Source organism: Spirochaetota bacterium (assembly GCA_017999915.1).
Taxonomy (GTDB): domain Bacteria; phylum Spirochaetota; class UBA4802; order UBA4802; family UBA5550; genus RBG-16-49-21.
The window spans coordinates 272,077-292,310 of the sequence record JAGNKX010000005.1 but is presented as its reverse complement, the minus strand read 5'-3'; the positions used below and the strand labels follow the sequence as shown (position 1 = coordinate 292,310).

Annotated in this window: 11 protein-coding genes; 4 read left to right on the top strand and 7 right to left on the bottom strand. The window is 56.4% G+C overall.

From position 1 onward, the window contains the following. The first annotated feature begins 5 nt into the window (after positions 1-5). The 4 genes from KA369_09915 to KA369_09900 all read left to right on the top strand — a co-directional run bounded on the left by KA369_09915 (position 6) and on the right by KA369_09900 (position 11,641). Positions 6-1,982 (top strand): PAS domain S-box protein, encoded by a 1,977-nt coding sequence (locus KA369_09915; protein ID MBP7736274.1) that lies wholly within the window; start codon positions 6-8, stop codon positions 1,980-1,982. A gap of 130 nt (positions 1,983-2,112) precedes the next feature. After that, positions 2,113-5,793 carry a choice-of-anchor D domain-containing protein gene (locus KA369_09910; protein ID MBP7736273.1) on the top strand — a complete coding sequence of 1,227 codons (3,681 nt, stop codon included), beginning with the start codon at positions 2,113-2,115 and terminating at the stop codon, positions 5,791-5,793. A gap of 554 nt (positions 5,794-6,347) precedes the next feature. Then, a complete protein-coding gene (locus KA369_09905; GenBank protein ID MBP7736272.1) occupies positions 6,348-11,027 on the top strand; it encodes a choice-of-anchor D domain-containing protein in 4,680 nt (1,559 codons plus the stop codon). A 113-nt stretch (positions 11,028-11,140) separates the two neighbouring features. Then, positions 11,141-11,641, top strand: a complete 501-nt coding sequence (locus tag KA369_09900; GenBank protein MBP7736271.1) for a hypothetical protein — start codon at positions 11,141-11,143, stop codon at positions 11,639-11,641. Positions 11,642-11,650: 9 nt separating this feature from the next. On the opposite strand, the gene KA369_09895 is transcribed toward KA369_09900, so the two are convergent. The 7 genes from KA369_09895 to argJ all read right to left on the bottom strand — a co-directional run bounded on the left by KA369_09895 (position 11,651) and on the right by argJ (position 20,109). Further along, complete coding sequence (locus KA369_09895; protein MBP7736270.1) at positions 11,651-12,988, bottom strand: bile acid:sodium symporter family protein; 1,338 nt, start codon at positions 12,986-12,988, stop codon at positions 11,651-11,653. A 163-nt stretch (positions 12,989-13,151) separates the two neighbouring features. Further along, positions 13,152-14,081, bottom strand: a complete 930-nt coding sequence (gene argF, locus KA369_09890; GenBank protein MBP7736269.1) for an ornithine carbamoyltransferase — start codon at positions 14,079-14,081, stop codon at positions 13,152-13,154. Between the two features lie 11 nt (positions 14,082-14,092). After that, entirely contained in the window at positions 14,093-15,283 is a 1,191-nt protein-coding gene (locus KA369_09885; GenBank protein ID MBP7736268.1) for an acetylornithine/succinylornithine family transaminase, read from the bottom strand. A gap of 204 nt (positions 15,284-15,487) precedes the next feature. After that, positions 15,488-16,588 (bottom strand): hypothetical protein, encoded by a 1,101-nt coding sequence (locus tag KA369_09880; GenBank protein ID MBP7736267.1) that lies wholly within the window; start codon positions 16,586-16,588, stop codon positions 15,488-15,490. Positions 16,589-16,721: 133 nt separating this feature from the next. Then, positions 16,722-17,057, bottom strand: coding sequence for a PilZ domain-containing protein (locus KA369_09875; protein ID MBP7736266.1), 336 nt, complete (start codon positions 17,055-17,057; stop codon positions 16,722-16,724). A 178-nt stretch (positions 17,058-17,235) separates the two neighbouring features. After that, on the bottom strand, positions 17,236-18,765 hold the full coding sequence (locus KA369_09870) for a radical SAM protein (protein MBP7736265.1): 1,530 nt from the start codon (positions 18,763-18,765) through the stop codon (positions 17,236-17,238). A 93-nt stretch (positions 18,766-18,858) separates the two neighbouring features. Then, positions 18,859-20,109 carry a bifunctional glutamate N-acetyltransferase/amino-acid acetyltransferase ArgJ gene (gene argJ, locus KA369_09865; GenBank protein MBP7736264.1) on the bottom strand — a complete coding sequence of 417 codons (1,251 nt, stop codon included), beginning with the start codon at positions 20,107-20,109 and terminating at the stop codon, positions 18,859-18,861. Positions 20,110-20,234: the final 125 nt, after the last annotated feature.

The following is a 20,234-nucleotide window of genomic DNA, read 5'->3' as shown; positions in this document are numbered from 1 at the left end:
GAACGATGAATAAACAGCTGTTGCATTCAATAATAACGAAGATCACCGGCAGCCTGCTGATCCTTATCGCCGCCATCGCCGCCATAGGCTTCTATTCATACGGCGGGCTCAATTCGATTTCTTTTTTTTCCCGGCAGCTGATGGACCGGGACAATACCCGGTGCCTCGTCAAGGACATCATCATCAAGAGCAAGAACATCGACAACCATGTCAACAGGTACCAGTGGACCAACGACCCGGTGCAGAAGGACTCGCTCCGCTCCGTCATCATCGACGAGCTGAGGATCATCAAGGAATTCATAGAGCAGATACATTCCCGCGAGCTCATAGCTGAAGAGCACAAGCTGCACAAGCAGCTGAATGACATATTCATCGGGTATGACGCGTCCACGCGGGAGCTCTTTTCCCAGCGCTTCGACAGGGAAAACTACGACTTCCTGAGCAACAAGTTCATAACCCAGCTGATCCGTTTCGACACCAGGGAGACGGAGCTGATGTACGATTCGTGGGAGTACGCCAGCCGCCGGATCGGGATGATCAAGTTCTTCGTCATAGTTTCCATCACCATAGCCCTGGCGGTGGGCCTCTTTCTCATCATCATGAGCTACCGGACGATAGCCGTTCCCATAAAGGAGGTCGCCGTCATACTGGACCGGTACGGGGCCGGGGATTTTACCGTGCGGGCGCCGGTGAACCGGAAGGACGAGATCGGCAATTTCGCCCGGCGCTTCAACGACATGCTCGACCAGATACAGGAGAACGCCCGGCATATCGAGCAGTCCAACCTGTTCCTTCAGCAGAAAAACGAGGAGATCCTCCACACCCGCCTTTATCTCCAGAACATCATCGATTCGATGCCCTCGATGATGATGGGCGTCGACAACGAGGGGATCGTCACGCACTGGAACCTCGTGGCCGAGCGCGCGACGGGCATATCCCGGGAGAAGGCCGAAGGGATGCGCATCGAGGCGCTCTACCCCGACATATCGGCCCACATGGAAAAGATCCGCCGCGCCGTGTCCGAGCGGGTCCCCCAGATCTCGGAAAGGGTCCCCCTGGCCAGGGAAGGGGAATCCCGCTATTATGATTACACCTTCTATCCCCTGACGACCAACGGCGTCGAGGGCGCCGTGATCCGCGTCGATGACGTCACCGCGCGGGTCCGCATCGAGGACATGATGATCCAGACGGAAAAGATGATGAGCGTCGGGGCCCTGGCCGCCGGCATGGCCCACGAGATCAATAATCCCCTGGGGGGCATTCTCATGGGGGTCAACAATATCCAGCGCCGCATCTCGCCGGACCTGGCTAAGAACAGCGAGGCGGCCCTCCAGTGCGGCATCCGGATGGACCAGCTTGCCGAATATGTCGAGAGGCGCGAGATATCCAAAATGATCGACGGCATCAGGGAGCTGGCCGTGCGGGCCGCCGGGATCGTCGGGGACATGCTCAGCTTCAGCAGGGCCAGTTCGTCGCGCCACGAGGCGGTTTCCCTCGCTGACGTGATCGAGAAGACCGTCACCCTGGCCGCCCACGACTACAACCTGAAGAACAATTACGATTTTCGCAGGATAGAGATTCTCCGCGAATTCGACGCCGATCTTCCCCCGGTCCCCTGCGTCGCGGTGGAGATAGAGCAGGTGCTGCTTAATTTATTGAAGAACGCGGCCCAGGCCCTGGCGTCAAAGGGGGCCGGGGAGGATAAGCAGCGGATCGTGCTGCGTCTCAGGCGCGAATGGTCCATGGCGCGCATCGAGGTCGAGGATAACGGGCCGGGCATGGAGCAGGCCACGGCAAAGAGGATCTTCGAGCCGTTCTTCACCACAAAGCCGGTGGGCCAGGGGACCGGCCTGGGCCTTTCGGTGTCGTATTTCATCATCACCCGCAACCACCATGGCATCATGAGCGTGGAAACCGCCGAGGGAAAGGGGACCAAGTTCATCATATCCATACCCCTGGCCGGCATAACAGAGGGGCGATAACAATCGCTATCTTGTGCCAATCAAAAAATTTTTTCAGAAATAATTTGACATTTTAGGGTAAAATATATATTTTGCTTAAAGTGTATTTTTGGATACAATATACATTTATTTCTGGCCCATATCATAACCTATGCTTAAACGGACTATTATCACTTTTGTTATAGCATTTGTTTCTTCTTTCTTTTTAACCCAATGTGAAAGGAACACTCTATACTTTTATTCTCCTGACGCCCTGTCCCTTTTAGGCTTAAATGCTTTATTCGCCAGTGACCGGATAAATGTTGAGGCCGGTCGGATCAATTACCTTGATTCCGGCACCTATAATTTCGGCACGGTCACCGTCGGGACATCGAGCCCGGCCGTCGTGTTCACGATCAGGAATACCGGAACCGATTATCTCGTCCTATCGGAGTCGCCCGTGGTGACGGTCGGCGGGGACAACCAGGCCGATTTCATGGTGTCGGATCCCGGTACCATGACCCTCGCGCCGGGAGGAAGCACCACCTTTACGGTGACCTTCACCCCGTCGGCGGAAGGCCTGCGCAGCGGTGTCATATCGATCCGCGCCGATGATTCAGCCAGGGACTTATACACCGTAAATGTCACCGGCACCGGAACGGCCACCGCGGTGCCTTCCATCTATGTGCGGATCGGCGGCGACTATTACGCGTCCGGCAGCAGTTACGAATTCGGTTCGGTCACCTTCGGCGGCGCGTCCAAAACGGTCGCCTTCACGATAGAGAACACGGGGGCCACGGACCTCAACCTGTCGGGCGTAACGGTGACCGGCGTCAACGCATCTGATTTCATCCTGAGCGGCCCCGGAGCATCCGTGATCGCAGCCGGGGCCAGCGCGGCCATGACCGTCACCTTCACCCCGACCGGGATAGGGGAATGTGAAGCCATGATCACCGTCGCCAACGACGATCCGGATGAAAGCACCTATACGATCGACCTCGGCGGCACGGGCTCCGGATCATTGGAGCCGGATATCAATATCCATAGCGGCGGCACCTATATAATCTCGGGCAACATTTACGGCTTTGGAAACGTAGTGATGGGGGCGCCGAGCACCGTCAACTTTACCCTGGAGAACGTGGGAACCGGGACCCTGAACGTTTCGGGACATACCCTGAGCGACGCCACCTCGTCATTTTCGGTGAGCGGCCTGGGCGCGACATCCATTGGCGCCGGGAGCAGCACGACCTTTACCGTCACCTTCGACCCGACGGCGGAAGGAACCCTTACCGCGGTTCTCACCATATCGTCGGATGACAGCGATGAAGGCTCCTACGTCATAAATTTAAACGGCTACGGTGTCGGCAATCCGGAGATCAATGTTAAGGTCGGTGGGGCCGATTGCCCGTCGGGAACAGGCTCCTATGATTTCGGCACGGTGAACACGACCCTTCCCCAAGCAGCCGCCTTTACGGTCCAGAACACCGGCACCGGGGCCCTCACCATCTCGGTCCCGACGACAGCCACCGGAGAATTCACGGTGACCGATCCCGGCTACTATATTATTGCGGCCGGCGCCAGTATGACTTTTACCGTGACCTTCAGCCCCGGCGGCGACGGTAATTTTACCGATACCCTTACGATCGCTTCCACCGATGCGGACGAAAGCCCCTACACGATATCCCTCTCCGGGACCGGATCGACATCGACGGTCCCGGACATAAACCTCAAGGTGGGCCTGACCGATTATTCGTCGGGAGCCGGTTACGGCTTCGGCTATGTCACGGTCGGCTCTTCGGCCACGGCAACCTTCACGATCCAGAATGTCGGTGTGGCGGACCTCACCATATCAACGGCGCCGACATTGGCCGGCGCGACGACATTCACGGTAAGCGACCCGGGCTGCACCACCATCCCGGCCGGGGGAGGCGCCACCTTCACCGTCACCTTTACCCCGACGGCGGAGACCGATGACACGGCCCTGTTCACCATCGTATCCGACGATCCGGATTTGTATGAGAAAACCTATACGATCAATCTTACCGGCTCGGGGCGGTCGACACCGTACCCGGACATAAACCTCCGGATAAGCGACGTTGATTATCCTTCGGGCGGCGCCTACAGCTTCGGCACCGTTGCCACGACCGATACTGACGGAAGCGGCCAGGTCGAGTTCCGGATCCAGAACCTCGGGCCGCTGGCCCTCTCCCTTACGGGCTCGCCGGCGGTGGCTATAAGCGGTCCCCACGCCGCTGATTTCACCATGGTGACGGCGCCATCCGCGTCCATAGCGGCTACCGGCGGTTCGACGATATTCACCGTGGCCTTTTTACCGTCCGGCACCGGCACGCGGGTAGCCCTTCTCACGATCGCCTCCGATGATCCGGATGAGGCGGCATATACGATCGATCTCAGCGGCACGGGAAGCGCCACCGCAGTTCCAAACATCAAGGTCCAGTACGGCGGCATTGTCCCCTCGGGCGGCACCTATGACTTCGGCGAGCTGCCGGTGGACCTGAACACTGTCAGCGTCGGTTTTTACATCTGCAACTACGGGGATACCATTCTCACTCTGACCGGCTCGCCGTTCGTGAACACAGGCGGCCCCTATACGGCTGATATTTGGAATTTAACTCAGCCGTCACCGACATCCATAAATCCGGGCGGGAACGCGCCCTTCACCTTCACCTATAATCCCCAGGGGACGGGAACGCGCATGGTCCCCATCACCATCCAGAGCAACGACCCGGACGAGCCTGTCTATACGATTAACATGATGGCAGCCGGGGTCATGCCGGTCATGGTGGTTCACGGAGGAGGGGATAACACTACCTCCATATACAATCCGGCAACAAATTCTTTTTCCGCGGGTCCTGCTTTGAGCGCTGGTACTGTGGCCCATGGCGGTCACAGCTTCGACGCCCCGAGCGGGAGCGCATATTACGGGCAGCGTGTCATCATTCATGGGGGCTTTCCCGGTTCGGAAACCAATGATACATCCCTGTATGCCCCTAATTTAGGGTGGGGAGTGATAGGATCGTTCAGTACGGGACCATCTACGGTTACCCCTGTCGGCAGAGGCGCCCATAGTTTTCTTACAAACTTTGGTCATGTCATGCTTATTCCAGGCGGTCAATTCGGTTCGGTTAATGCCGACACTTTTTTGAGCGCCTTTGGGTTGCATATCGATTCATTGGACTATGCCACCGGTGAAGGATCCTTGGCTCTGCCGATGACTTCCGGCAATCTATTTATATTGGAAGGCAATGGCGAAATTCATGGAACAATTTATAATAAGGCAACCGATGTATTTGATACAACAGCTGTCACTATCCCGGGGGCCAACGTACAGAACGGGGCACACGCTTTCTCCATTACCGGCGGTAATTATTCAGGATACATGCTTCTTGTCCCGGTGGGCGGCACAATCGGAGATGAGACGTATTTATATAATCCTTCGGGACCGTCTTTTACAGACTATTTACGGCCTCTTAGCGATACAGCCGGAGCGGGGGGGCACAATATACCCATAACGAGCGGCGCCAACGCGGGCCGTGTCCTCATAGTTCACGGCGGCACGATGGGGAGCACTAAAACATCCATATTTGACCCGACCGCCAATGGCGGCAACGGATCGATTACAGCAGGCCCATCATTTACCGATGGATCTGTAGGCATCGGGGCGTTCTCCTTTGCCATAACGGGCGGGCCCTATAAAGGCATGTACATGATCGTCCATGGCAATGGTGATACTGTGGCGACAATATTTGATCCGGAGACTATGGCCTTTGTCGGCACAGTCACACTGTCGGGCAGTGCCGGCGCCGGCGCCCACTGTTTCCCGGCGAAGTGATTACTGATAGAAGTTCGCTGAAGAAGCCCCCTGGTTTCCGGCCAGAGGGCTTTTTATGGCTATCCTGCTTTATGAATATTTACCCTGACACCTTATCTCCGGGAATTTATGGATTTTGGCATCGTCTATAACTGAATTTTGCTCTGCCCACCCTGATTTTTTCATCAATTGATCCTTGTCCAATATACATGTTGCTCTGACCCCGTCCCCATTTTTGATTTTTTCGATTTTACTCTGACACCGTAAAAAAAATTCAGCTATTTTGTGAGATTGTGAATCTAATTCTCAGAAATACAGATCTTATTAAATTTGTTTTTTAACACTCGATTAAATATTTAACAGGATTAATTTGACTGGTCGATAATTGAAATATATATTTAATAATGTGCATTTCAAAATTTGGAATTTTCATTATCATGGCATTGAAAAAACTAATTCATTTTGATGAAAGCGCAATTCAGGGAACAGCTAGATTGAATTAATCGATGTTCCCCATATATACATAAAGTCTTATTGTAGCATACTATTTTCAATTGTTGAAGGGTCTGTTATTGATGCTGAGGAGAAAACTATCCACCGGAATTGTGGTTCTTGTTTCGTTGTTTTTCTTTACACAATGTGAAAGAAATAACCTTCAAACAAATTCATGGAATCCCCTATCGCTTTTAGGTATTGAACAATTTTTCAGTTTTATCCCCACGGTGACAATCGGCGCGCCGTCAACGGCCGCCGTTAATTCGAGTGGGAGCGTTAATTATAACATTATCTACTCGAATGTGACCACGGTAAACCTGACCGCCACGGACGTCACTCTCACCACAACGGGGACCGCAACCTGTGCGCCGATCATCGTTACGAATGGCACAACATTTACGCCAACGGTAACGCTTTCCGGTTGCACCGGCGACGGCACGGCCACAATTACCATTGCGGCGGGCACATCGTCCGACGATGAGGGCAACATGGACACCGGCACGGGCCCCGGCCCCGCGGTTGCTGTGGATAATACGATCCCGGGGTTGATGATAACCACCCCGGCGGGCGGTGCCTACGTCAACGGGACTGCCGTGATAGTTTTCACGGACACGGAGCCTACCACCCCAGAGGTGTCGGTCGACAACATCAACTGGACCGCCGCGACGAACGGGGTTACCACCCTGTCAGCCATTCCGGAATTCGCGGGAGTGGGTGAGACCGGCTTTACCCTGTACCTGCGTGATACTGATGCGGCCGGCAACAGCGGAAATGCCTCCAGAAATATTATAAAGGATACGGTCCTGCCGACTGTTGCCATCACAACGGCGCCGACGATAAACGCGGCGAACCAGACAACATATTCTGTATCCGGAAACTGCTCGGATGTTGGTACGACGGTAATAATAAGCATCAACGGAACGGATAATACGAGCGGTACCTGTATGGGCGGCGGTACTTTCTCGGCAACTTTAATGAACGTGAGCGCCCCACCGGACGGAACGGTAACCGTGGCGGCCAGGCAAACCGATACGGCGGGCAACCAGGGCAGCGGCTCCACCGCGGTGTCAAAAGACACTGTCGCGCCCACTGTGTCCATCAGTGCACCGTCGCCATCGTTGATCAACAGCCTGGGAAACTCAAGCTTCGCGGTAACCTATACTGACGCCGATACGGTCAATCTGACCAATGGTGACATATCTCAAACACCCGCGGCCACATGCGGCACGGTCAATGTCACGGGCGGTACCACCTCGACGCCGATGGTAACACTTTCCGGCTGCACCGGGGACGGTACGGTTGCCATTACCGTGGCGGCCAATACCGCATCGGACACGGCCGGTAACACGAGCCTCGCCGAGGGACCCAGCGGCTCTTTAACCGTTGACAATGATGCCCCGGATGTGACATTTACATCGACGCCGACGATCAATTCGTCAAACGCTTCGGGCTATGTTGTTTCCGGCACCTGTGAGAACGGATTGACGGTAACCGTCACCGTCGGTGTTTCCGTCATCGATACGCCGACCTGCAGTGGCGGTTCCTTCACCACGGGAACCATGAACGTAAGCGGCGTTTCCGAAGGCCCATCGGTCAGCGTGACCGCGGAACAGACCGACGCCGCGGGCAATTCGGGTATAGATTCGACAACGGTGGTGAAGGATACTGTGGCGCCTTCCAGCTATGGAGTTTCTTTTGACCAGGACCCCGTCAACAGCGCGAACGAAGCATCTGTCTCATTTACCTTCGGCGGCGCTGAATTGGGTGCAGCATACAATTACAGCATCACTGACGGCACCGGTACGGTCAGCGGCAGCGGCACGGTCGCCGCGGCCGGAGAAACGATTACCGGCATCAATGTTTCCGGCCTCGGTGACGGCACCCTGACCTTGAGCGTCACCCTAACCGATGCGGCCGGCAACATAGGGGCCGCAGTGACGGACACGGCGACAAAAAACACTATCCCGGACATAAATCTTCAATACTCCGGTACCAATTTTGTGTCGGGTGACGGCATAGGCGCCACCACCTATGTTGGTACGCCGCTTGATTTAACTTTTACGATACAAAACCTGGGCGGCGGGGACCTGACCTCCGTGAGTTATTCATTGACCGGCACATCTGCGGGAGAATTTATCGTAAGCGGCCCAAGCACAGTAGCCGCAGGAGACCTCACCGCGACCTTTACGATTACCTTTGATCCGACAGCGGCGGGTTACCGCCCTGCTATTCTTGAGATCCATTCCGATGATCCTGATGAACCGGTGTATTATGTAAATCTTAACAGCTGCTATGCCTACTTGCCGGACATCAATGTCAAGGTGGGTGCTGTCAATTATCTTTCGGGCAGCAGCAGTTATAATTTCGGCACCGTTCAGCAGGGAACCTCTAAAACAGTAACTTTTACCGTGCAGAATACGGGAACCGGAACGCTCACCATCGGCGTTCCGTCTCCCTCGGTTGGCGTATTCGTTGTCAGCGATCCCGGACTATATGGAGCGCAATTCTACAACATTCCGGGCGGGGCCAGCGAGAACATTACGGTCACGTTCACTCCAAACGCGTCCACGGGCTTCAGCGACACCCTCTCGATCTCCTCAAACGATGTTGTTGGCGGTGAAAGCCCCTACACGATCACCCTCACCGGAAACGGCGTGTCTGCCCCGGCACCGGATATATCACTTAAGGTCGGGTCGACCGAGTATCCTTCGGGCAGCAGCACCTTCAGCTTCGGTGCTGTAGAGGTCGGTGTCACGAAGACGGCCACATTTACGATAAAGAACAACGGCGTCGGCGGCCTTGAGCTTTCGGCATGGCCCTGGATCGTTACCGGTTCCACGTTCTCAGTTACCGGCATAGATGAAATGAGCATTCCCGGCGGCGGCACCACGACATTCACCGTCGCATATACGCCTGACGCGGCCGATTCCGATTCGGGAATTCTGTCCATAGCCTCGAACGATCCCGATACCCCATCGTACTGGATCAATCTTAGCGGCGCTGGCAGCGCTGCGGCGGTCCAGGATATCCAGCTCACCGTTGACGGCATCGAGTATGTTTCAGGCGGCTCCTATAATTTAGGCATGGTTCAAAGCGGCGGCGGTTTAAGCGGGGCGCGATTCGTCATAACCAACAAGGGGACATCCGCGCTTACCATCTTGGCGAATCCTTCTGTCGCGGATACAACACATTTTTCTACCGGCACTCTCACGCCTTCATCAACGATAGCCGCGGGTGGAAGCTCGTACTTTGATGTTAACTTCGCGCCGATATCGGTGGGGCCACTCTCGACGGTGCTCACGATAATCTCAAATGACCCCGACGTGGGGACCTTTACCCTGAACCTCAACGGCAGCGGTTATGGGGCGGCGACCCCCGATATCCTGGTTAGCAATTCGGGAGGTAGCGTGTATTATCCCTCGGGCTGCGACTTTGATTTCGGCGAAGTGCTGATCGGGGGGACCTCCCTGACATCCGTGTATGAGATCCAGAATAGTGGCTCCATGGATCTTAACATATATAATGTAACCATTACCGGTATTCATGCCGGTGAATATACAATAACGCTCATGCCCAGCTTGCTGGTCACCACTTCTAGCGTAGGTGATCTTGAAATCACCTTCGACCCTGCGGGCGAAGGAGTACGTACGGCTGCCGTTGAAATCGAAACCGACGACCCGGACGAGCCTTTCTACGTGATCAACCTGACCGGAAGGGGCGTTATGCCGATGATGGTGGTCAATGGCGGCGGCTCAAGCAGCAATACGGCAACATATGATCCGATAAACAACGAATTCACCAACGCAGTTTCCATCGGTCCGGTCTCGTCAGGGGGGCATAGCTTCCTGATGGATTCCAGTTCTTCGTATCCGGGTCGGCGCATGGTTATCCACTCCAATGGTACTGCTACTTCGATATACAATCCGGCGGATCAATCAAAAATAACCAACCCCACCAGCCCTAGCACTATTACCGGTATTGGTTATGGGGCGCACAGCTTCAAGATAACAGGCGGTTCTAACATAAATTCGTATCTGGTCGTCTGTGGCGGCGTTTCTAATGCAACGCGGTTATATAATCAAACAACCGATAGTTTTGATGCCGGTATCGTTACTATGGGCGCGAATGTCGGGTATGGGTCCTTCAGTCTGCCTACCGCGAGCGGTGATAGGGTGATTGTGCTCGGCAACGGTCCTTATTATCAGGTATTTTATCAGGCCACCAATACCATGGATCCTTTGATGGAAATAGATCCCACTGCCTATATTTATCAGGGTGGCCATGCGTCCCTGATTCCAGCAGGGGCATTGCAAGCTGGTAAGTGGCTCGTTATTGAAGGACTTAATATTACCTGGCTCTACGATCCGTCAGGCCCATCATTCTCGTCCGGGCCCAACCTGACCGGAAATGCCGGTCTCGGGGCCCACAGTATTCCTATAAAAGAAGGACCCAATGCCGGGTGCATTCTTATTTTCCATGGTGAAAATGGCGGTTTCCCAACGCCGACAACGACGTCAGTATATAATAAGAATAATACGATTACCTCTGGCCCGATTATCTCCCCGGGTATTGACGACGGAGCGTTTTCGTTTAGAATAAACGGCGGCGTCCATAAAGGCAAGTTCATGGTCATCCATGGAGGTTCAAGCCAAACAACAAGCATTTTCAATCCTATTACCATGTCTTTTGAAGCTGCCAATGGGACTGATGACCTGCCTCAACCGGCGAGCTCGGGCGCTCACTGCTTCCCGGCGCGGTAAAACTATTAGGGATTCTCACAGCCCCCTGCTTATCCCTCGCAGGGGGCTTTTTATATCATACATTTCCCGAATAAATACTTGCAATCCCCGAACTATCCTTCATGATACGCATGATGATACACTGTAAAACATTCCCGATAGTTATCGCCTTCCTTGTCCTCCTTCCTTCCTGCGACACCTGGACCGAGAACAGTTCCGTCATGAAGGTTGCCCCTGAGTATGAGGGTATCACCCCGGATCTGGTCAGGGCCAACATCGCCACCACAGACTACTCCGCCATCGTGTTCATAGAGAAGGGAAAGGTTAAGGAGAAGGGCCCCCTGCGCCGCCTCGGGGGCTACGTGAACCATATCTACCGCGCCAGGGTGCTGGAAACCCTGCGGGGCCCCCGCTACGAAAGGATCACCTTCTCGGTCATGGCCGAGAGCGACATCGACCCGATCCTGCCAGGGTATCCGATCATCGTGAGCCTCTGCGGCACAGGGCCGGACGCCCTCTATGTGCCGGACAACGGCTATGAGCTGCCGGCGTCATCCGCACTTGCTAAAGCGGCCCGGGACGCGGCCCAAAAGGTGAAATCAACCAAGCCTGCGAAAAGCGTCTGCTCGGAATAGCGGCGGACTTTACTCCGCCGCCTCACCGGAGGAAAACTTCCTGAACAGGAACACGAAGATCAATCCCGCGATGTACATCTCCAGCCCGTAGATGCCGTTGACGATGAAGAGGGAACTGTAAAAGTCCCCGATCTGGTCCTGGATGAGAATGGCCAGGGTCATGGAAAGGGCCGAATTGCGCACGCCCGCCTCAAAGGCCAGGGAGCGCACCTGCCGCGAGGGCATCCGGAAGATCTTCGCGGCCCCGACCGCGACGGCCATGCCGGTTAGGGCCAGTATGAGGGGAACGAAGTAAAAGGAGACGCTGTAGCGCTCCGTGTCGGTCAGGGCGGTGATGTTGCCCGCCACGCCGGTCACCATGATGAAGAGGACCGTGACGATGCCCAGCACCGAGAAGAGGGGCGCCGCCTTTGTCGCGATCTTTTCAGCGCGGGCCCGCACCGTCATGCCCACGGCCAGGGGGATGATGACCAGGACGACGATGGTCTGGGCGATAAGAACGGCGGGAACGGTCGCCCCGGCGCCGGTGTTTCCGTAGAGAGTGAGGAGCAGGGGCGTGCAGAAAAGCGCCAGTATGGTGGAGATCGAGGTCAGCGATATGGAAAGGGCCAGGTCTCCCTTGGCGAACTGGGTCAGCAGGTTCGAGGTGACCCCCGCCGGGCTCGCCGTGGCCAGGATCAGCCCCATGAAGATGAAGGGATAGGCTTGGTAAAAACCGAAGAGATGGCTTAAGCCCAGGGCTATCAGGGGCATCAGGCCGTACTGGAGAAGAACGCCGATAACGATGCCCCGGGGCTTGCGGAAGACCAGGGTGAAGTCGCCGATCTTCAGGGTGAGTCCCATCCCCACCATGACGAAAAAGAGCATGAGCACTATGGATATCTTGAATATTTTATCAAAGAGGGAGGCCTTCGGCTCGCCCTTGATCCGTGCGAACAGGTAGGCCCTTCCTTCATGGTCGCCGGCGAGGGTCTCCAGGGTGAAGCTCATCCTGTTCTCGGTCATCTTCTCAAGTTTCTCCGGCGAGGTCCCCCCCTCCGCTGGCAGGGAGAGGATGTACATGGCGCCGCCGGCGTCCCGGATGAAGTAAAGGGCGCCGCCGGATCCTTTCGGCTTCAGGATGCGGAGGTTGCCGGTCACCTCGGCGGTGCGGGCCCCGGACCAGTCGAGGCCGCGGGAGCGGGCGTTCAGGCCCTCCGTGAAGGACGTGTCACCTTCGGTGATGATCTTCTGCGAAAGATACTGGTAGAGTTTCTCACCCTGCGAAGAGGCTTCGCCGGCGCTGAGAGCGGACGAGGCAAGGGCGATGAAGCAAATAACGGACACTATTCCGGCCGGAATCTTCATAAGCGTGTACCCCCAGGTATTGTTTGATTTTTAAGGCGCTCTCCCTCTCTTCGGAGCCTGTGGGTGTTCATTACCATGGAAACGGATAATTGTCAACCAGTAACCGCGGCGGGAACCGGTTAGATACAATGAATTGCGAATGGAGTTGCCGGGGCCGCCGGCGTTACCGCCTGGCCATGAGGGCGCACATCACCGCTTTCTGCACGTGGAGCCTGTTCTCAGCCTCGTCGAACACGATGGAACGCCCCGAGTCGAGGACGTCGCCCTCGATCTCCTCGTCGCGGTGGGCGGGAAGGCAGTGCATCACCTTGGAATCGGCCCGTCCCTTGCTGAGAAGCTCCTTGGTGATCTTGTATTTCGCCAGGGCCTTTCTCTTGGCGGCGGCCTTCTTTTCCTCGCCCATGCTGATCCACACGTCGGTGTAGATGTAGTTGGCGTTCTTGACGGCGGTTTCCGGGTCCCTGGTTATGACGATGGTCGATCCGGACCGGGCCGCGATCTTTCGCGCGTCGTCCACCACGTAGGGGTCCGGCTCGTATTGCTTGGGGCAGGCGATAGATATGTCCGCGCCCAGGATGGCGGCGCACTGGATGAGGGAGTTGGCCACGTTGTTGCCGTCGCCCACGTAGGCCAGGTGCGTCTTCTTGAAGTTCCCCTCGCGCTCGAAGATGGTGAAGAAGTCCGCCAGGGCCTGGCACGGGTGATGCTCGTCGCTGAGGCCGTTGATGACCGGCACGGTGGCGCTCTTCGCCAGCTCCACGACATTGTCGTGGGAGAAGGTCCGTATCATGATGCCGTCCACGTAGCGTGAAAGCACCTTCGCGGTGTCGACGATCGTCTCGCCCCGCTTGAGCTGTATGTCGTTGCCGTCCAGGAAGAGGGCGTGGCCGCCGAGCTGGGTGACGCCGGTCTCGAAGGAGACCCTGGTCCTGGTGGAGCTCTTTTCGAAGATCATGGCGAGGGATTTCTTGTGCAAAAAGTCGGGGTGCTTTCCCCTGGCCGCGTCCCTTTTCAGGCCCGCGGCCAGGCTGAAGATGTCCATGATCTCGCCCTTTTCGAGGTCGCTCACGGCGATAAGGTCCTTGGTTTTGATCTTGGGAATATTCACTGCGCGCCTCCCTCTTCCAGGAATAGACGCTCGAGGATCTTCATGCCTTCCCGCGCCGTTTTCAGGGTGATGTTCAGGGGCGGCATGATCCTGATGACCTTGTCGGCCGTGCAGTTGATCACCAGTCCCTTTTCCAGGGCCTTCGGCACCAGGTCCGCCCCCGGCTTCGTGAGCTCGATGCCGATGTGCAGGCCCAGGCCGCGAACTTCCTTTATGAATCCGACCTTCTTCGAGAGGCCGTTCAGCGCGTCGAAGAAATAGCCGCCCACGGCGTTCACGTTGGCGAGGAAGGCCTTGGCGCGCACCTGCTTCAGCACGGCGGCGGCCGCGGCGCAGGCGAGATGGTTCCCGCCGAAGGTGGTCCCGTGGGTCCCCCTGGGCAGGAATTCCGGCAGGAAATTCTTCGCGTGTATCGCCCCGATGGGGACGCCGCCGGCCAGGCCCTTGGCCATGGTGATGATGTCGGGGACCACGCCGAAATGCTGGTAGGCGAACATGGTCCCGGTCCTGCCGACGCCGGTCTGCACCTCGTCGACGATGGTGAGTATGCCGTTCTTGTTGCAGAGGCGGAACAGGTCCTTGACGAACCTCTTATCGGCTACCTGTATCCCCCCTTCGCCCTGGATGAGCTCGATCATGACCGCGCAGACATCGCGGTTTTTCCTGATCTCCTTCTCGAATATCTTGATATCGTTTCCCGGAAGGTAGGTGAAGCCCGGCACCAGGGGCCCGAATCCGTCATGGATCTTCTTCTGGGCCGTGGCGGTCATGCCGCCGTAGGTCCTTCCGTGGAATGAATTGTCAAAGGTGATGATGCGGTAGCGGTCCTTCCCGTGGCTCAGGCCGTAGCGGCGGGCGAGCTTGATGGCCGCCTCGGTGGCCTCGGTGCCGCTGTTGACAAAGAGGGTCTTCCCGGGGAAGGACACCTCGTTCAGGAGCCTGCCGGCCTCGTTCTGCTCCCTGTTGAAATAATGGTTGGAGCTGTGTATGATGCTGTCCACCTGGCGGTGCAGGGCCTTCGCATAGGCCTTGGTGCCGTAACCCAGGCTGGACACGGCTATGCCGGAAAAGAAGTCGACGTACTTCCTGTTGTCCTGGTCGTAGAGGTAGCTGTTCCGGCCCCTGACGAAGCAAACTTTCTGCCTGTTCCCGTAATTCTGGAACAGGTGGTTCTTGTCGTCGGTCATTATCTTTTTAAGTTTTGTGGAGGCCATGATCCTAACCCGGTGTCGTAAGTGTCTTTCCTAAAAAAAAATAAATCGGGAACGATCCCGATTACCTGATAAAAGTCATATATGGAATGATTAATTATCGTAACGTACACCGTAAAATAACATCTTCGGATGTCAAGAAAATTATAAGAGCATGTTTTAAAACTTGGCGGGCGCTAATTACAAGTGGAAGCCCACGCCGAAGAAGACGGTGATCAGCGAGAGGGACTTACCCTTGAAAAAGGCCGATTTATATCCGCCGCCGGCATTGATCTCCAGGGGCTTGAACCTGAGGTTGAGCGACGCGGCCAGGTTGAGGTAGGGATCGTTGCTTTTCCGCGCGGAAACGATCCCCAGGAAGGGATTGTCCCCGGTTCCCATGACGATCCTGCCCATTGAAGCGCCGAAGCCCGCCGTGAGCTTCACGCCGAAATGCTCGAAGAACATGTAGGTGAAATCGGCATTGAGGGTGACGGCCCAGAGCATCATAGTCGATCTCTGCTTGACGATGATGTTCTCGTTGTCCGCCTTCAGGTAATCGGCCTGCGCCGTGAGGCCGAACCATTTCAGGATATCGCAGGAAAGGTAGGGGCTGTAATACTCGGAATCCGCGTATATCCTGGAAAAGGGGCCCTTGATGAAGAAACGGCCCGTCTGCACGCCGAAGCCGACGCGGTCAAGGGCGCCGCGGTAGACCTTGAGGAAGGGAGACGGTCCTGTCTCGACCCGGCCTTCGCGGCGCTCGCCGCCCCTGCGCCGGCCCGCGGTTTCCGCCCGGTATACGCCGAGCTTCTGCTCGATGTTGACGGATATTTCATTGATGATGCTCTTGAGCTCCGCCCCCGTTTCGAAGCTGTCCTTGATGATGGCAATGAAATCCCGCGTTTTGACGTTTATCAGGGCCAGCTCCAGGGAGAGCTTCCTTCCCCGAACCGTGGCGCGCCCGCCGATGATATACTGCGCCCCGTACCGGTTGCCCAGCCTCTCCATGTCGTCATAAAAGGCGTCGCTGCCCATGTCCTTAATGGGAAGCTCGCCGTCGATTTTCCTGGCCTCGACCCTGCCGGAGGAGTTCAGGTTCTGCGCGATGGTGTGGGGGATGATGAAGGAAAAATGCCCGAACTCCTCTGTGGCGGCCTTACGGCGCGTATCGATGAAAATGCTTTTCTCGTAGGCGATGGAGATGTTGTAGATGAGGATCCGGTCCTTTCGCGTCTGCGCGGAGGCGGCGACCGACAGCGCCAGGATCAGCGCGGCATATATGGAAAATCGTTTCAACATATGGATTTTAATCTAGACCGTACGGGCATTGTTGTCAACTGAAATTGTAGGCTCATCCCGGCCGCTGATGCTCGTGATCGTTCCGGCGGGGTAATGTGCGGTATTTGCGCGCGATGCGTTCTGGCGTTACGGGCTACTTGTGGGACTTGATGATTTCACGGATCTCTCCCTCTTCGATTCTGGAGGGATTGACAAACATCAGGGCGATATGGTAATGTTCCGGCCCGTTTTCGCATCTAACCACGATGGCTTTAATGCGTGAACTCAGGTTCAGGGCCGTATCGGCGGGATCGAAGGATATGGTGACCAGCTGATTTGCCTTCAACTCGCCGGGATATTCAACGAGGATGCCGCCGAGGCTGATATTGATGATGGGATAGGAGCTGTCATCGGTATCGGACGGCTTCACCTGGAATTTCGCGCGGACCCGGATATTGCCCGTGCGTTCATGCTTTCTGCGTTCTTTCATAAATAATGGATTACAATGTTATTTTTTCCGCCGATAACCCACATAACAAGCATGTATTGAGACCCATGAGCCTTGATGGCTTAAAATCTGTCTGAATGCAATATAAATAATAAAGTATATTTTCGGCGATCTGTCCACTATTTTTTTTAATTAAGGGCGTCTCTGAAAATTGGAATTTTCAATCCCCGGCGCTTTCATCGATCCCCTGCCATGACGCGCTCATGGAGAAATCATAGTGGTGGGTATACTGCGACATGATGGTTATGGCCTTCTTGAAGTGGCGGGGGTTGATGTCCCATGCTTCCCTCAGGAACCTGAAATAGAGGTTTCGCACCTGTCCTGGCTCGTGGAGAACGTAGAACCAGGTGATGAAAAAGAACTTCATTAACTTTGACATCTTCATCCTGGATTTCCCGTAATGGGACGAAAGGTATTCGATCCCCTCCAGCCATCTGAGGGAGCGCCGCTCGAACCGCTCCGGATGGTATATCTTCCGGAACAGCGAGCGGTGACCGTGCAGGAGGTCGTGAAGGGGCATGCTTTTCTGGACGATGTTCGTGGAGAAATGCCATTTGCCGTCGAACTCGCCGGATATCCTGTCCTGGGCGCGAAGCCGGTCGTAGAGCACCGTGTTTTCCGGCGCGCTCAGTATGCTAATGGAGGCGAAAGGCGTATTGGTCCTTTCGATGAACTGCTCCAGCTCGTCGAAGGTTTTTTCGTCGTCGTGATCGAAGCCGACGATGAGCCCAACAAAGGGGAGTATTCCGTACCTGGATATGTTCATCACGGCCCTGTACGGGTCCACCTTCGCCATGTGCCCCTTGTTCACTTCCGCGAGGCATTCCGGCCGTACGCTCTCGACGCCGAGAAAAAGCACCGAGAATTTCGCGTCCGCCATGAGACGGAGGATCTCCTCGTCCTCCCCGACGCGCACCGTCACCTGGGCGCTGAAGGAGAGGGGGGTCCTGACCGAGCGGTTCCAGCGGATAATCTCGTTCAGCAGCTCGACGGTGAAGGCCTTGTTGACGAAAAAATTATCTTCAGAGAAAAACACCGTTTCCGCCCCGGCCCTGAAGGCGTTCCCGATCTCGGTCATGATCTGGGGGATCGTCTTCATACGGTAGCGCCGTCCCACCAGGCGTATGGCGTCGCAAAAATCGCATTTGTTGGGGCACCCCTTGCTGGTCTGCACCGGGAAGTAGAGATAATCGCCGCCCCGTATGTGGGACCAGTCGGGCGCCGGACTGTCCGTAAGGTCCACATGCTCTTCCTGCTTGTAGACTTTTTCGGCCTTGCCCGCCGCCCACTCCGAGAGAAACCGCGGCCACGTGTATTCCGCTTCGCCGATGAAAACATGATCGGCATGCTGTTCGGCGTCATGGGGGTAGAGCGTGGCATAGACGCCGCCGAGGGCGACGGGAACGCCCCTTTCCCTGAAGGCGGCGCATATCTCCCTGATCCGGGCAGAATGCAGGACAAAGCCGGTGACCGCCGCCAGGTCGTAATCGCCCTCCCATTGTATGGGAGACACGTTCTCGTCGCAGTAATGATACTCGATGCCGGCATCGGCCGGGGTGAGGGCCACCAGGGTCGCCAGCGCGGCGTTGGGCATGAGGGTTTTGACCCCCACCGCGCGGACCGAACTGTCCATGGTCCAGAAGTTCTCGGGGTTCTTCGGATTGATGAGATATATCTTTCGGTTTTTCATCGTGTCCTTTTTTTTACCCTGCAAGGATGAGCCCTGTCCACAACTTTTTTGGCGGAAGGGGTGTGCCGCGAAAACCGGGCATCGAACCGGGCTCTAGGTCGAGTACTCGGCGTTGATCCTGACATAGTCGAAGGTGATATCCGTCGTGAGCATCGACCATCCGGACGAGCCGAGGCCCACGTCAACGAAGACCTCGAAGATGTTTTTCTTCATGATGCCGACCAGGCCGTCGCGGTCGAAGGGGACCGGCGCGCCGTCGACCAGGAGGGGCATGTCGTCGAAGGAGACGCAGAGCCTGTTCTCGTCGATGGCCGCCCCGGAGTACCCGGCAGCCGCCGCTATCCTGCCCCAGTTCGGGTCGTTGCCGAAGAAGGCTGTCTTCACCAGGAGCGACTGCGCCACGGACCGCGCGATCCGCTCCGCGTCGCCGGCGGAGGCGGCGTTTTTAACCGTGACGCGGACGCGCTTGGTCGTGCCCTCTCCGTCATCGATGAGCATTTCCGACAGACGTCCCAGAACCGCGGCCAGGGCCTCTTCGAAGGAGGCCAGGTCGTCCTTGCCGGAGAGGGGCCTGGCCGACCGCGGCGAAAGGATGATGGCCGTGTCGTTGGTGGACATGTCCCCGTCTATGGTGATGGCGTTCAGCGTCGAGGAGACGCCGCGCCTGAAGATGGCGGCGAGGTCATCGGGGGCCACCGGCGCGTCCGTTACGATAAAGCAGAGCAGCGTGGCCATGTTCGGGGCGATCATGCCGGATCCCTTGGCGGTGCCGGCGACGCGGAATTCTCCCGCCGGGGCCGTAAAGGAGACGCAGACCTCTTTCGGCACGGTGTCGGTGGTCATGATGGCCCGGGGAATTATCCGCCCCCCGTCGCTGCCGAGGGCCGCGACGAGGCCTTCATGGGCGGCCAGCATTTTGTCAAGGGGGAGCTGCCGGCCGATGATGCCCGTCGAGGCCATCAGTATCGATTCGGGCGCGACCTTCAGGCGCGCCGCGATGTCCGCGGTGAGGATTTCGGCGGTCCGGTATCCCTGGTCGCCGGTGCAGGCATTGGCGTTGGTGGCGTTGACGAGTATACCCCGGATGTCGCCGCCGATCCTGGCCCGGCACAGCTTCACCGGTGCGGCGTTGACCTTGTTGGTGGTGAACATGCCGGCGGCGCTGCAGGGCCCCTCCGCCGCGATGAGGCAGTAATCCAGCCTGCCGCTGTACCTGATGCCGCATTCAACGGCGGAAAAGGTGAAACCCTTGACCTGTTCAAGGCCCCCTTCGATGAATTTCATGCTGTTTCCTTCTTTGAAATATTTAGTTGCTTTATCCTGCATGGTGTCTGATGTCATCATCAACCGCATCATGTCAATTCGAAAATGACAATGCTCTCTCGCTCAAGATCAGGCTGTCGAATTTTCGAGGTGCATTATCTATTTTTATGAATCAGCTATTATTTTGTTGACTATTGATTCGCTAT

Excerpts from the sequence above, each read along its gene's own strand:
- KA369_09880 (MBP7736267.1), bottom strand. The coding sequence starts at position 16,588 with ATGTTGAAACGATTTTCCATATATGCCGCGCTGATCCTGGCGCTGTCG.
- argJ (MBP7736264.1), bottom strand. The coding sequence starts at position 20,109 with ATGATGACATCAGACACCATGCAGGATAAAGCAACTAAATATTTCAAA.
- KA369_09910 (MBP7736273.1), top strand. The coding sequence starts at position 2,113 with ATGCTTAAACGGACTATTATCACTTTTGTTATAGCATTTGTTTCTTCT.
- KA369_09875 (MBP7736266.1), bottom strand. The coding sequence starts at position 17,057 with ATGAAAGAACGCAGAAAGCATGAACGCACGGGCAATATCCGGGTCCGC.
- KA369_09885 (MBP7736268.1), bottom strand. The coding sequence starts at position 15,283 with ATGACCGACGACAAGAACCACCTGTTCCAGAATTACGGGAACAGGCAG.
- KA369_09905 (MBP7736272.1), top strand. The coding sequence starts at position 6,348 with ATGCTGAGGAGAAAACTATCCACCGGAATTGTGGTTCTTGTTTCGTTG.
- KA369_09870 (MBP7736265.1), bottom strand. The coding sequence starts at position 18,765 with ATGAAAAACCGAAAGATATATCTCATCAATCCGAAGAACCCCGAGAAC.
- KA369_09900 (MBP7736271.1), top strand. The coding sequence starts at position 11,141 with ATGATACACTGTAAAACATTCCCGATAGTTATCGCCTTCCTTGTCCTC.
- KA369_09895 (MBP7736270.1), bottom strand. The coding sequence starts at position 12,988 with ATGAAGATTCCGGCCGGAATAGTGTCCGTTATTTGCTTCATCGCCCTT.
- KA369_09915 (MBP7736274.1), top strand. The coding sequence starts at position 6 with ATGAATAAACAGCTGTTGCATTCAATAATAACGAAGATCACCGGCAGC.